Below are 13,365 nucleotides of genomic sequence, written 5' to 3' on the forward strand. Positions count from 1 at the left end.
TATTACCTCCAGAATAGGTTAATTCCGTAGAGATATAACGGAATTCCCACAATAATATTGAACGGGAATGTGACTGCTAGAGCGGTAGAAACATATAGGCTGGGATTTGCTTCAGGAACAGTCATCCGCATCGCTGCTGGCACAGCAATGTAAGAAGCGCTGGCACACAATACAGCGAATAACAGCGAATTTCCTTGAGGCATACCGATGAATTTGGCAATCACCAATCCAATACCTGCATTCAGTATTGGAATTAGTATGGCAAATAAAATCAGGAAAACTCCGGTTTTTTGCAAGTCTTTAATTCTTCTGGCAGCCACCAGTCCCATATCCAATAAAAAGAAGGTGAGAATGCCATAAAACAACCCTTGAGCAAAGGGTTCTAATACGTGCCAACCACGTTCTCCTGTCAAGACACCGATTAAGAGGCTACCAACTAGTAGAAAAACTGAACTATTAAGAAATGCTTCTTGCAAAACTTCCGACCAAGCAAACTCTCGCTTTTCATCGGCGGTGAATATACTCACCAAGATCAGACCAACAATGATCGCCGGAGATTCCATCAGGGCCAGAGCTGCTACCATGTAACCATCATACTGAATACCAAGCTCAGTGAGAAAAGCACCAGCAGTGATGAAAGTGACGGCACTGATAGAACCGTAGGTTGCGGCGATCGCCGCAGCATCGTAAGTATCCAGTTTCAACTTCAGAATAAAAAAGGTGTAAATTGGAACAAAACAAGCCATCAACATTGCTGCCAGGAGTGTTAGAATTACCTCCTGATTCAGTCCGCTTTTGATTAGTTCTACCCCTCCTTTAAAACCAATTGCAAATAGCAAATACAACGAAAGGAGTTTGGGTACTGGTGGGGGAATTTCTAGATCGGACTTGACAAAAACAGCAGTCATGCCTAAAAAGAAAAACAAGATTGGCGGATTCAGAATGTTGGATACAATTAAGCTAAAATCCATATCCACCCCTCTTTATACTGGTAAAACCTGCAATTAAAGAAATTTTTCATCTTTAAAAATTTAACGGTTCAATGATGATGTATCGTGTATTGTTACCTAATGTCAATTGGGTACTCAAGGAGTGAACAGTCCGATTGGTGACTATACTCTCAGTTAGGTATGTACAGCGTTTTGCAAGCAAATAAACCACGGGCTAGGGAACATTGTCATGTCCCCATGAAAACCTTTAGGGGCAATTTATTAATTGCCCCTACTATTGACAACAGAACAAGTTAGAGTTTGCCTACCATCTTTTGATGTTTGATTCCCCGTGGCTGATTTTACGACAGAACGCGCCGGAATAACTAGTGGCTAACTTTTCTACGTAGAAAAGTTAACGTATTGTCATGGCAATTATGAATTGCCACAACACAAACTTTGTCTAAATCCCAGTATTTTTTGATTTACAACAGTTTTGTAAATCCTGCTTGCTCAAAATGCCGGTCAGATGTAAAGGCTTGAGTAATCCCCTCCTGTGTCATCACCGCAAAGCTAATACAGTCAGTTAGTCCCCAATCTTTATCAGGACGCTGGCTGTATAACATCCAACCTTCATCCAGCAATTTTTGGTCGAAAGGGATGATTTGCACACTTTTTAAAACTCTCAAACTGTTGATGAAAGCAACTGTCTAAATACGGCTAACTGGTGTACACAGAGCATCTGCAACCTCCAATAGTACAAAATCTGTTGTCACCAAAGGCGTTTCTAAGCGCAGAAGTCTATCCATTACCTCATTTGCCTGGTGATGAAGATTATCCCTAACATTAAGAAGGGCAATCCAGGCAGATGTGAAGACAAAAACTTTTGCCAAGGTTATGATTCTCGCTTTGGCATTCCATAGAGATAATGGTCATGCTGCTGTGCCAAATCGTTAATATCTGTATCAACTGCACAGTTTTTAATCAACTGCCTCAGCTTATCCCAATCTGAGTCTTCTGGTGTTGCTGGCTGAGGTGTGCGGTTTTCTTCGACAAAGACAATTATAACTGACTGCCCCTCATGCCCTTCAATTGGTTCGTTAGGATGAACTATACCGTTTTGGAATGTGCCTTTGACTGACAGCATAGCTTTTTCTTACTTCTACATAAATCATGATACAGTACCATTCTGGTTAAGAAGACTACCACACAATCTTTATTGACCAAGTTTCGTTAGGATGTTGTAATCTGGGCAATAGCGACTCTCTATTGATGTGACCCCAGGCGTAGGCGTAGCCCGTCGGAGACATCGCTTTTTCACATCTATGACAACAACCATCGACTTTCTCAGTCACCTTAACCCCAGCCAACGTCAAGCTGTCGAACATTACTGCGGCCCGTTGCTAGTTGTTGCTGGCGCAGGTTCCGGCAAAACACGAGCGCTGACTTATCGTATTGCAAATCTGATTCTGAAACACCGTGTAGATCCAGAACATATCCTGGCGGTTACTTTTACCAATAAAGCCGCACGGGAAATGAAAGACCGGATTCAACGGCTGTTTGCGGAACAACTGGCTATGAAACAACACGGCCAGCGTTTTGATTTGTTGACAGAATACCAACAAACGCTACTGCGATCGCAAGTTTACAAAAACACGATCAAAGACTTATGGTGTGGTACTTTCCACAGTCTATTTTCTCGCATTCTCCGTTTTGATATTGAAAAATATGTAGACGAAAAAGGACGCAAGTGGAATCGTAATTTCTCGATCTTTGATGAATCAGATGTAATCAGTCTGATCAAAGAAATCGTTAATAAAGAGCTAAATTTAGACGATAAGAAGTTTGATGCCCGTTCTGTTCGCTACGCTATTAGTAATGCGAAAAACCAAGGTTTATCACCCCAAGAATTTGAGCAAGATCAACCTAACTATCGCGGACGAATAATTGCCCAAGTATACAATTTATATCAAGATAAGTTAGCACAAAACAACGCTCTCGACTTTGACGATCTTATTCTTGTACCTACTAGATTATTTCAACAAAACGAGCAGGTATTAGGTTACTGGCATCGCAAGTTTCGTCATATCCTCGTAGATGAATATCAGGATACTAACCGTACTCAGTATCAACTGATTAATTTATTAGTTACTAATGGCGAAACCAAAAAGAGCGAGTGGCAATGGGAAAATCGCTCAGTTTTTGTTGTAGGTGATGCAGACCAATCAATTTACAGCTTTCGGATGGCAGATTTTACCATCTTGCTAGGATTTCAGGAAGACTTTGGCGATGGTTTGGTAGATGATGACACCCGAACGATGGTTAAGCTAGAAGAAAACTATCGTTCTTGTGAAAACATTCTGCAAGCAGCGAATGAACTGATTGAAAATAACACCCAACGGATTGATAAAATACTAAAAGCGACGCGGGGGCCGGGTGAACAGATTACTTGTCATAAAGCCGATGAAGAGCTTGCAGAAGCGGCATTTGTAATTAATCAAATTAGCACTTTAGAACAGCAAAATCCAGAGTTGAACTGGGGTAGTTTTGCTATACTTTATCGGACGAATGCCCAATCTCGTCCCTTTGAAGAATTGTTGGTGAAATATCAAATTCCTTACACAGTTGTGGGGGGAATGAGATTTTACGATCGCAAAGAAATTAAAGATGTCGTCGCTTATTTAAGAGCGATAAATAATCCAGCTGATACAGTCAGTTTATTACGAGTTATTAATACTCCCCGGCGGGGAATTGGCAAAACCACTATTGACGCTTTGATGAATGCATCTCAGCAATTAGGGACAACTCTATGGGAAATACTCAGTGATGAAACATCAGTTAATACATTAGCTGGACGGGCGACAAAAGCTGTAAATAACTTTGCCGCAACGATCAGCCGTTGGCAAGCACAAGTCGCCACGCTTCCAGTGACAGAGGTTTTGCAAGGAATACTAGAAGATTCTGGTTACGTTCAAGACTTGATGAATCAAGGCACAGATGAAGCCACAGATCGGGTACAAAACGTTCAGGAACTTTATAACGCCGCATTGCAATTTCAAGAAGAAAATGAAGAGGTTTCTCTGCGAGATTTTTTAAGTAGTGCCGCCCTCAGTTCCGATTTGGATAACTTAAAAGAAGGACAGACAGCCGTTTCTTTAATGACTTTGCACGCTTCCAAGGGTTTGGAATTTCCCGTCGTGTTTTTGGTGGGATTAGAACAGGGGCTATTTCCCGGCTACCGTTCCTTAAGTGATCCCGCATCTTTGGAAGAAGAACGCCGCCTGTGTTATGTGGGAATTACTCGCGCTCAGGAAAGGTTGTTTTTATCACACGCGCGGGAACGGCGTTTGTATGGTTCTCGTGAACCGGCGATGCGATCGCAATTTCTCGACGAATTACCAGAAGAATTGTTATCTACCAAACGCGCGAGTCGTCAAAGTTATACTAAAAGCGCCTCTAGTTCTAGTGGAAAACAAGATACAACGCAGAATTGGCAAGTAGGCGATAGAGTATTACATAAAACCTTTGGTCTTGGTGAAATTACCCATGTTTTCGGAACGGGTAGTAAGATGTCTGTAGCAATTAAATTTGCCAGCTTGGGACAAAAAATTGTTGATCCAAGAGTAGCGCAGTTGCAAAAAGTTTAAAAAACCCACAAGCCATAGAACCCCGATTTTTCAAAAAAGTTGGGGTTCTTATTTTTCATATTTCAACTTCTTCAAAGTGTTCAACAGTAGGAAATGGCTCATAAAAATGATGCAGAAGTTTTTTCCACTCTTGATATTCAGCAGAATTTCTAAATCCAACAGTATGAGATTCTAAAGTTTCCCATTTGACAAGAAATAAATATTTACCTTGGACTTCTATACATTTATGCAATTCATGGGATAAATATCCATCCATTGAGGAAATAATTTTAGAAGCTTTTTTGAAAGTAGCTTCAAAATCTGATTCTAAACCAAGTTTAACATTAAGCATAACTACCTCAAGAATCATATACTATTTGGTAAGAATTAAGTTAATACTATTTAGTATAATGTGAATCAAAAATAATTCTTGAGTAAATAGGTAATTGCAGCGCAAAACGGAGTGTATTGGTCATTAGCATCTAACTCCTGATAACCTTCAGCAAGCAGTTGTATTTCTATTTCACTCAAACCTTCAGTAGCCAGCAATGCAGCATCAATTGCTACTCTACGCATCTTTTGCAGTTTGTCAATGTCAAGTGCAAGCTTCTTAATTGTTGTTTCAGCAACAGCTTTTTTACCTGGATTATCTGTCGGTTGAATTTCACCAGAAGCAGGATATTTAAAAAAATCAGCACAGTTTATTTCTAAAGGTGAAATCATGAGATTTTCATCGTACCAATACTTTTTCTTATGTCCGCAATGGACGGGAACAGTAGGAGGTTTTTCACTTTCTCCTTGACATGAAGCGATGAGATTTGTGTACTCCAGTGCCAGATTTGGATAAGTACTACGAGGTTTGAGGTGTTCTATGTGGCTAGTTGTTCTAGTGATACGCATTCCACAATAGCAACAGATATATCCCTGTTCCTTCAGTAAAGCATCATGTACAACAGGTTTTTCTGGTGTTTGAAAATTATCATCCCAGCTAGGTTTCCAATCATCATTTTCTAGAGCCTTCCACTTGGTAAATTTTTCTGGTTCCTGACTCTTGTTGATGTGCTTCATCGGTTGAGAATTTCCTTCCGCCGAATGAGTACATCTGCTTTAACAAACTCTGGCTCATCTGCTCCAATTTCAATAGCCAATTGTTGACGTAATTGCCTAGCACCTTCAATATTTCCAGCATCAATTAGTCGAAAAAGTTCTAAAAGACTTTCCTTAATTTCCTTGGGACGTTCTGGAACACCCATGAGGTCTTCTAATATACGATTGCTGTCTCTTCCAAAGGAACTTTCTGGTCTTTTAGCAACAACACCTTCATCTGTTTTTTCTAGAATAAAAATCCCTTCTGGCTTGACTTGGCTAATTACTTGAGGTGAATGGGTGGTGACAATAAATTGGCAATTGGGGAATGTTCTTGTCAAAGCTAGAATAATTTCCCGTTGCCATTTTGGGTGTAGGTGGAGTTCAATTTCATCAATTAAAACAACACCGCTACCTTGGAGTGCATCTGGTAAACTAGGGTTAGCGATCGCCAATCGTCTTGCTAAATCTCCCACCATTGCCAGCAAGCATTTCTCCCCATCAGATAGCTGATTAACTATGAGTTCTTTACCTTGTTTTTGCACAGTCATTCTCATTAGGGGTGAACGACGCACGCGTAAATTAGAAAAACTCGGTATTAATGAAGATATGGCTTGCCTGACTGATTCTAATTGCCTATCTCGATAACTAGAATTACCTTCCAGGCGTAACTCATTCTCTAAATCTTCTTGCTTTTTAAACCATTCAAAGAAGATTCTAAACTCACTTCCTACTCCTGTAAGTGCGTTTTCATATACATCTATTTGTTCAAATGAATGCTTTGTGCGAATCTTCAAAGGAATATCCAACACTGCACGATTGGTGGAATAATAAACTAAGACAGGAATATTTAATTGATTAGATATATATAAATCTTTTTTGATATTTTCAGCAACCTTTGTTATTGCTGACAGGTTAGTGTTAGTATCTTTGCTTAATCCTTTATGTACCTTAGTTAGAGACCATATTGCTTCTTCAGAATTCAATGAAACGGTGATTTCGTTATGTGTTTCCTTTTGCCCATTAGTGATGTCTTCCTCCCTGAAGACTCTTCCCGAAGATGTTGAGTGTTGAATCGAGCTAGTAAAACGCGATAGAAGAATAGCAAGGCAATCAATAATACTCGATTTACCTACGCCGTTGATACCAATAAATACCGTTGGCTCTGCTTCATCGAACTCAAGCGTCAAATCGCCGATTCCACGGAAGGATTGCATTTTTAGGCGCTTGACTTTCATAGTTTTAATAACGCTGAAGGTAATTTACTTGATGCGTAATGCCAGCCACAGCTAATCAAAAGCAGACTTGACATAATCAACTGCAAAAGGTGTAATTTTTTCGACAAGATTATTAATCACCCCTCGTTCATATTCAGTCCAAATTCTGGGATGACCAAAAATGCATGGTTGTAAAATTCCCCAGAGTTGACCATCCTGGCGGATATGGGCATGAATTAGAGCGCGATGTCCAAAACTCTTCTGTTCAAATTCCCGATTTAAAACCTGAGAATCAGCTGTTTCTACATCTTCTACAAAGATTGAAGGTTCGGCACGTAACGCAGCTGCAAACATCGGATCTTCATCTGTTACAGATGGGGGTTGTGCTTCCCAGTCTTCATTATAAACAGTAGGTACGTCTGGAGTGCGAATCCAACAAAAGGCAACTCTACCAAGGTCATTTTGTGGATTGTGCAGGTATAGAAAACATCTGTCAGACTGTAAAAAATCGCCTATAGCTGGTAATAGAGCAGAAAATAGAGTCTCTGGTGTTTGAGATGATTCTAAAATATTGTTGAGTGCAGAAGGAAGTTCTTGCTGAGTCATATAACTAAGCTGATTTTAATTGAATAATGCCTTTATCAAAAACACGATTATCAGTAGCGATCGCACTTATTTCTATTCTATCTTTATACACTTCATAAGAAGCAAAACTTAAATCGCTGGTAGAATACTCTGTCCACTGAGAACGCCCTACAGGACGATTGCCAGCACCTGCGCCACAAATTAAATAAGTTGTACCATCAATAGCACGAGTGCGTTCATAACTATGTTCGTGGCCATTGATGTAAATTTGAACTCCATATTTTTGAAATAAAGGAGTGAAAGTTTTAATAAAATCTGGATTACTCCCATACTGACCGGATGAATAAATCGGATGATGTCCGAACACCACCTTCCAAGGAGCATTACTAAGACTTAATTCTTTTTCTAACCAAGTTAGCTGGTTTTTCCAATCAGCATTACTGTTAGTATCTAAAGCAAAAAATTGCACATTTTCCCGGCGAAATGTATAGTAACGTCCCTTCATATTAAAGCCAGCATACTTGACTTGTCGATCACCGTTGTCAGTACGAATATCATGATTACCTAAACAAGCCTGAAATTTCACACCAAGCTTGAGCAAACCTTGATAGGGACGCTCAAAAACTTCGCCAATTTTTTCAATTTCGCCGTTGTTGTAAATGTTGTCTCCAGCTAAAACGACTAAATCATAAGGATTTCCCTTGTGATACGCATTCATCGCTCCAGCCACAGCATACTGTCCTTTAGCCCCAGTCCCTGTATCAGCTACAGACACAAAACGTAATAACAAGTCTTTTTTGGCTGGGTTGGCGGCTATAGCTGTTCTTGAATCGATAATATCAGCACTTTGATGATTTTCACGAACTAACATCCAGCCTAAAAATCCTGCACCAACGGCGGTGAGGCTACTTAAAAATAAAAATTGACGGCGTTTCAGGTTCATAAATCACCAAATTTAATAAATAGCCAGTTTAGCGAAAACAATGAGCAATGAAGTGATACATTAAGGCAAAAGAGGCAGCACCAGTAATAATGTACGTTGTTTGTCCTTGATTCGCTGCTTTTGGTGAAAGTTCCATGTCACAAGACAACCCAAAACCCACAGATAAGCCGATAAATCAACCTCCCCAAAAACCTTACCAGAGAGTTCAGCCATTTTGGAAGGCTAAAATTATCCAACTTCTGCAAGGGACGATTGGGGTTTTAGAAGTAACGGTGGAGAAACTGGAGACAGCACCCCCACCTGGTACTGAGGAAAAACCCAGTTTTTTCCAGCAGCTACAGTTGAGGTGGGGAGGATTGTTAAGGACAATCCGCTTGTTTTTACCATCAAATTTGTCAACAAAGTTATCAGATACAGCTTTGACGGGCGTTGTGACTGGAATTGCTGTAATTCTCGTTTGGACGACTACGATTGTCTTTACTGGTAAACCTACTGAAGTAGCAATAGTTCCCCCGATTGAACAGGTTCCTACACCGACACCAACGATAACGACTCCACCGGAAGCAGTTGTACCAGAACCACCGCCGCCACAACCACCAGAGGAAATTACGCCACCGCCAGAACTCAAAACCGAACCGGAACCCGAACCAATTCCCACGCCAACGCCAACGCCAACACGGACACCAATCATAGAATTGACACCAGAACAAGCCTTGATTGCGGCTATTGAAAATCAGGTAGCCGAAATTAGCGATCGCATTGCCTCTGGTCTGATAAAGTCAATTCAAGCCAACTTCCGCACCAGCAATCTTACAGTCAAAATTAGTGATGATTGGTACACTCTCAAAGAATCTCAGCAGGATAAGCTAGCTGCGGAGATATTACAACGCTCTCAAGAACTTGATTTTACACATTTAGAAATTATCGACTCCCTAAATAGGCTGATAGCGCGTAACCCAGTTGTGGGTAATGAGATAGTGATTTTTAAACGGCAAACAGCAAGTTAAAATAATTCGTAATGACGCTCGTTCGCCCTTGGTGTCTCCCCTTCTCCCAAAGGGAGAGGCTAGCGCCTGCCGTAGGATGCCCGTTCGCGTAGCGTCTCCTTTAGGAGAAGGGCTGTAGGGAGAAGACTCGCTACCGCTTCGCTAACGTAATTTAGACGTTTAACTTGAAGTATTTATGTTAGATAATATTTCGCTATTGCTCAAAGCTTGTGAAAACTTAAACATCACCTATGAAATTATTCATCCGGCTGAAAACTTAGTAAAAATAAAACTGAATAATAAACAACATTATTTTTGTAATTATAGCACTCCGTTGATTAATCAATCAGTATCACACCTTATAAAAGACAAGGAATACACTTACCATGTTTTAAATCAAAAAATTAAACTTCCTCGGACATTAGGTTTTCTTTCCCCTTTTTGTGACATAGAGTATAAAGTTTACTTAAAATTTCCAACTATTCAAGATATCGTCTTAGAAATCAAAGAAAATTTTGAAACTCCAGTCATAGTTAAAAGAAATTCTGGTGCGAGGGGACATAACGTATTTTTATGTCAGAATATAGATGAAATTGAAACTGCTTTAAAAGAGATTTTTAATATCAACTTTAAAAAGTATGATTATGTCGCTCTTGCTCAAGAACTTATTCACATTAAATCTGAATATAGAGCGGTTTTCTTAAATAAAGAGTTAGTTTTGCTGTATGAAAAAGATATAAGTGATGCAAAGTTTGCGGGTAATCTCAGTCCTCTGCACTGGGATGGTGCAAAAGCAAAGTATATCAACGATCCACAAATATTTTCAGAAATTGCTAATTTTGCTAAACCTGTTTTTGAAGAATTAGACCTTGATTATGGTGGTTTAGATATTGTATTAGATCGAGATAACCAATATTGGTTGATTGAAATCAATTCTCACCCAAATTATACTATCTTCACTAGAGATAATGGAGAGGGACCTGTGTTGAGAATTTTTGAAAAAATGCTCCTTAGCCTAGCTTCAAAATAAAAACTTCAGTATTTTGATTAGCTAATATAGCGGTTTGCAGTTGAGTTCAATACATACCTAACCCCCAACCCCTTCCCTGCAAGGGAAGGGGAGTAAGACTCCTAACTCCTAACTTCCTAACTCCTAACTCCTAACTCCTAACTCACCACTCTCACTGCTTGAGTTGGTATCCATACAGTAAAAATTGAGCCAATACTTATAGTAGATTCTACTTCAATTCGACCCCGATGAAGTTCTACAAGTTGTTTAGTTAAAGCTAATCCAATTCCGGTGCCTTCGTAGCGGCGGCGATAGGGTGTATCGAGTTGCTGAAATTTCTCAAACAGTAATGGTAACTGTTCTTCGTGTATGCCAATCCCGGTATCTTCCACTTGAAAAATAGCGGTGTCATCTTCAACCCAAAGACGTAAAGTAACGCTCCCACTTTCAGGAGTGAATTTAATCGCATTAGTTAACAGATTCGAGAGAATTTGTGCTACTCGTTCTGCATCGGCGGTAAAGCGATCGCGCTTGGGATCGATTTGGAAATCAAGTTTAAGATTGATTTGTTCGCTTGTTGCTTTTTTTCTTAGTAATTCTACAGCATTTTCCGCAACATTCACCAAAGAAAATTCCGAAATATTTAAAGCTGTCTTACCAGCCTCGATTTGCGATAAATCGAGGATGTCATTAATCATTTCTAATAAATGTTCTCCACTGTCATGGATTGTTTGCAAATAACCGCGTTGTCGTTGACTCAATTCACCCAAAGGCCAGCGTAGCAATGTCGAAGACATCCCAATCACATAAGTTAAAGGCGTGAGCAATTCGTGACTGATAGTAGCGAGAAACTCACTTCTGATCCGGCTAGCCGCTTCGGCGGCGAGGAGAGCATCACGTAGAGCCATTGTGCGCTCAATAACTCGTTGTTCGAGAGTTTGTTTTTCTTGAGTGAGGGTTTGCATTAACTCAGCTTGGTGAATAGCGATCGCTAATTGTTCGGCGATCGCCATCAGCAAGTTTTTTTCGCTATCACTCCACTGATGGGGGCGATCGCACTGATGAGCAATCAGCAATCCCCACAGTTTGTCCTCAAACATAATCGGTGCAGCCAACTTAGCCCTAATTTGGCATTCCCTTAAAAAATTTAACAAACACTCTTCTAAGGCATAAGTTTTTTCGACATCATCCACAGCTAAAGTAAAGCCTTGGCGATACTTCTCCCAACACTGAGAGGTTCGGATAAAGCAATTTTTTTCCGTGTAATTCAACACCGATGTAATAGCATCTGTAGCCCGAACTTCATAGACAATATAACCTCCGTATTGCTGGTAGTCTTCTAGTAGAGGTTGATTATTAGCTGCTCCCAAAGGCGAGTATTTACCGTTGTTATCGTGTATATAAAAATGGATTTTGGCAGGTTCGCTAACTGATAGTTCCATACCTGTTGCCAGTGCCCTTTCATTGAGGGGAATAGTGTCAGATTGGTATTGTTGAGTGTTGACTTGGGAACCTGCAAATTTATAAACTACTAATCTGTCTAATTCCAAAAACTCACGCACCTGTGTAATCGCTGTTGCCATGATGACGGGCAAATCGAGGCTTTTACGGATCTGCGTTGTTACCTGATTTAATAGCCGCTCTTGAGAAATCTGTTTTTTTAAAGCATCTTCCACCGGCTGACAGATATAAACTGCCGGCGCAGTTGAGCTTGGAGGTGCTATTATTTCTTGGTTCGGCTGAGTTAGGAGATATTCTAATAACAACAGCGTGAATTGACTTTGGAGCGTAGCATTATTAAATCTAATAATTTGGCGATAATGTTCGAGATTTTGGTGAGTATAAGAATCGGACTCAAACAAGTCTCTTAATTCAGAGATAAATGTTGCGATCGCCTCTAAATTAAACGTCAACTGAGCATTGATTACTGAGTAAATTCCTTCCTCTTCTGCTTCCCTGCTCCCCTGCTCAAAGTTCCCCACTAACAGGGCACTAAACTGTTCAGAAACCACTAATGTAAACCTTTGCCTTTGCCACTCCACAGGTATGCAAATTCGCACCAACACAGCTTCTGTCAGTACCAGAGTGGCACTTTCCACAGTTTGAGCCATCTGTTCCAACAACTCCCCAAGCTGATTAAATACAACAATCGGCAAGTTTCGAGAAAAGCTCAAATCAGGAGAACTAAGCATTTTCAATCATTTTGGTGAGAGGGGGCTGAATCCAGGGAAAAAAGTTTGTTTTGATTATGTACTAACCAACACTTTAAAACGGCAATACAGAATTATGCATCGTATAAGTAGCACACCAGGCGGATGGAATCAGTCAGAGAGCTTAATTTTTTTAGAACAAACTCCAGCGCCTTTTGTCTTGATTACGGCTGCTGATACCGACATTCAAACCTTGGCAGCTGCGGTGACAAAATTACCTGCAAGCTTTCCGGCATTAAGAGTCGCTAACCTGTTGCAGTTACAGCAACAATTAAGCATAGATACTTACGGTGAACAAGTTTTAGAATTTGCCGAAGTAGTTATTTTGCGCCTATTGGGAGGACGCTCCTACTGGGGTTATGGCTTAGAAGTAGTACAGGAAATTGTGCAACGTAATGGTAGAAATCTCATTGTCATGCCAGGGGATGACGCTTTTGATCCCGATTTAATTTCCCAGTCTACCGTACCCTTGGGTATTGTTAACCAGATATGGCAGTATTTTAGCGAAGGCGGCGTGGAAAATTTCGTTAATGCTCTGCAATTTATCTCCGACAATTGCTTGTCAACTACATACAATCCCCCACTACCTCAATCGATTCCGCGTGTGGGATTGTATGAGTGGGGACTGGGGACTGGGGACTGGGGACTGGGGACTGGGGACTGGGGACTGGGGGAGTTAGAACTCGGTTCATCGACTTCGGAACTCGGTTCATCGACTTCGGAACTCGGTTCATCGACTTCGGAACTCGGTTCATCGACTTCGGAACTCGGTTC

General features: G+C 40.5%; 13 protein-coding genes and 1 pseudogene. 4 read left to right on the plus strand and 10 right to left on the minus strand.

Annotated elements, in window-relative coordinates:
- Positions 1–2: 2 nt before the first annotated feature.
- The 4 genes from V7K50_RS03400 to V7K50_RS03415 form a co-directional block, all read right to left on the minus strand.
- Complete coding sequence (locus V7K50_RS03400) at positions 3–971, minus strand: sodium-dependent bicarbonate transport family permease (protein ID WP_334957224.1); 969 nt, start codon at positions 969–971, stop codon at positions 3–5.
- A gap of 443 nt (positions 972–1,414) precedes the next feature.
- Positions 1,415–1,618 carry a type II toxin-antitoxin system VapC family toxin gene (locus V7K50_RS03405; RefSeq protein ID WP_334957226.1) on the minus strand — a complete coding sequence of 68 codons (204 nt, stop codon included), beginning with the start codon at positions 1,616–1,618 and terminating at the stop codon, positions 1,415–1,417.
- Between the two features lie 21 nt (positions 1,619–1,639).
- Positions 1,640–1,822, minus strand: a complete 183-nt coding sequence (locus tag V7K50_RS03410) for a hypothetical protein (protein WP_334957228.1) — start codon at positions 1,820–1,822, stop codon at positions 1,640–1,642.
- Positions 1,823–1,824: 2 nt separating this feature from the next.
- Positions 1,825–2,076 carry a hypothetical protein gene (locus V7K50_RS03415; RefSeq protein ID WP_334957230.1) on the minus strand — a complete coding sequence of 84 codons (252 nt, stop codon included), beginning with the start codon at positions 2,074–2,076 and terminating at the stop codon, positions 1,825–1,827.
- Between the two features lie 178 nt (positions 2,077–2,254).
- Here V7K50_RS03415 and pcrA point away from each other — a divergent pair, with 178 nt between their 5' ends.
- On the plus strand, positions 2,255–4,576 hold the full coding sequence (gene pcrA / locus V7K50_RS03420; protein ID WP_334957232.1) for a DNA helicase PcrA: 2,322 nt from the start codon (positions 2,255–2,257) through the stop codon (positions 4,574–4,576).
- Between the two features lie 55 nt (positions 4,577–4,631).
- Here the strand turns inward: pcrA and V7K50_RS03425 are convergent, their stop codons facing one another.
- The 5 genes from V7K50_RS03425 to V7K50_RS03445 are packed head-to-tail and all read right to left on the minus strand — an operon-like array spanning position 4,632 to position 8,386.
- On the minus strand, positions 4,632–4,925 hold the full coding sequence (locus V7K50_RS03425; protein WP_334957234.1) for an antibiotic biosynthesis monooxygenase family protein: 294 nt from the start codon (positions 4,923–4,925) through the stop codon (positions 4,632–4,634).
- A 47-nt stretch (positions 4,926–4,972) separates the two neighbouring features.
- Entirely contained in the window at positions 4,973–5,623 is a 651-nt protein-coding gene (locus V7K50_RS03430; RefSeq protein ID WP_334957236.1) for a retron system putative HNH endonuclease, read from the minus strand.
- A complete protein-coding gene (locus V7K50_RS03435; protein ID WP_334957238.1) occupies positions 5,620–6,879 on the minus strand; it encodes an AAA family ATPase in 1,260 nt (419 codons plus the stop codon). Before V7K50_RS03435 ends, V7K50_RS03430 begins: the two co-directional genes overlap by 4 nt.
- Before the next feature lie 51 nt (positions 6,880–6,930).
- Positions 6,931–7,464, minus strand: a complete 534-nt coding sequence (locus tag V7K50_RS03440) for a GAF domain-containing protein (RefSeq protein ID WP_334957240.1) — start codon at positions 7,462–7,464, stop codon at positions 6,931–6,933.
- A gap of 4 nt (positions 7,465–7,468) precedes the next feature.
- Complete coding sequence (locus V7K50_RS03445; RefSeq protein ID WP_334957241.1) at positions 7,469–8,386, minus strand: metallophosphoesterase family protein; 918 nt, start codon at positions 8,384–8,386, stop codon at positions 7,469–7,471.
- Positions 8,387–8,520: 134 nt separating this feature from the next.
- Between V7K50_RS03445 and V7K50_RS03450 the strand changes: the two genes are divergently transcribed.
- Positions 8,521–9,393: a hypothetical protein gene (locus V7K50_RS03450; RefSeq protein ID WP_334957243.1), complete on the plus strand. Its 873-nt coding sequence runs from the start codon at positions 8,521–8,523 to the stop codon at positions 9,391–9,393.
- A gap of 175 nt (positions 9,394–9,568) precedes the next feature.
- The gene (locus V7K50_RS03455; protein WP_334957245.1) at positions 9,569–10,402 is read left to right on the plus strand and encodes an ATP-grasp domain-containing protein; all 834 of its coding nucleotides are present in this window, start codon (positions 9,569–9,571) and stop codon (positions 10,400–10,402) included.
- 137 nt (positions 10,403–10,539) lie between these two features.
- On the opposite strand, the gene V7K50_RS03460 is transcribed toward V7K50_RS03455, so the two are convergent.
- A complete protein-coding gene (locus tag V7K50_RS03460) occupies positions 10,540–12,573 on the minus strand; it encodes a GAF domain-containing sensor histidine kinase (RefSeq protein WP_334957247.1) in 2,034 nt (677 codons plus the stop codon).
- 94 nt (positions 12,574–12,667) lie between these two features.
- On the opposite strand from V7K50_RS03460, the pseudogene V7K50_RS03465 reads away from it, so the two are divergent.
- Positions 12,668–13,365 (plus strand): annotated as a pseudogene (locus V7K50_RS03465) (cobaltochelatase subunit CobN); the annotation flags it as partial.

Origin of the sequence: Nostoc sp., from assembly GCF_036917135.1 — a bacterium.
Lineage (GTDB): Bacteria > Cyanobacteriota > Cyanobacteriia > Cyanobacteriales > Nostocaceae > Nostoc.

What these genes read in the sequence shown, in the direction of transcription:
- pcrA (WP_334957232.1), top strand. Translation starts at nt 2,255, where the DNA reads ATGACAACAACCATCGACTTTCTCAGTCACCTTAACCCCAGCCAACGT.
- V7K50_RS03445 (WP_334957241.1), bottom strand. Translation starts at nt 8,386, where the DNA reads ATGAACCTGAAACGCCGTCAATTTTTATTTTTAAGTAGCCTCACCGCC.
- V7K50_RS03440 (WP_334957240.1), bottom strand. Translation starts at nt 7,464, where the DNA reads ATGACTCAGCAAGAACTTCCTTCTGCACTCAACAATATTTTAGAATCA.
- V7K50_RS03430 (WP_334957236.1), bottom strand. Translation starts at nt 5,623, where the DNA reads ATGAAGCACATCAACAAGAGTCAGGAACCAGAAAAATTTACCAAGTGG.
- V7K50_RS03400 (WP_334957224.1), bottom strand. Translation starts at nt 971, where the DNA reads ATGGATTTTAGCTTAATTGTATCCAACATTCTGAATCCGCCAATCTTG.
- V7K50_RS03455 (WP_334957245.1), top strand. Translation starts at nt 9,569, where the DNA reads ATGTTAGATAATATTTCGCTATTGCTCAAAGCTTGTGAAAACTTAAAC.
- V7K50_RS03415 (WP_334957230.1), bottom strand. Translation starts at nt 2,076, where the DNA reads ATGCTGTCAGTCAAAGGCACATTCCAAAACGGTATAGTTCATCCTAAC.
- V7K50_RS03450 (WP_334957243.1), top strand. Translation starts at nt 8,521, where the DNA reads ATGTCACAAGACAACCCAAAACCCACAGATAAGCCGATAAATCAACCT.
- V7K50_RS03425 (WP_334957234.1), bottom strand. Translation starts at nt 4,925, where the DNA reads ATGATTCTTGAGGTAGTTATGCTTAATGTTAAACTTGGTTTAGAATCA.
- V7K50_RS03435 (WP_334957238.1), bottom strand. Translation starts at nt 6,879, where the DNA reads ATGAAAGTCAAGCGCCTAAAAATGCAATCCTTCCGTGGAATCGGCGAT.
- V7K50_RS03460 (WP_334957247.1), bottom strand. Translation starts at nt 12,573, where the DNA reads ATGCTTAGTTCTCCTGATTTGAGCTTTTCTCGAAACTTGCCGATTGTT.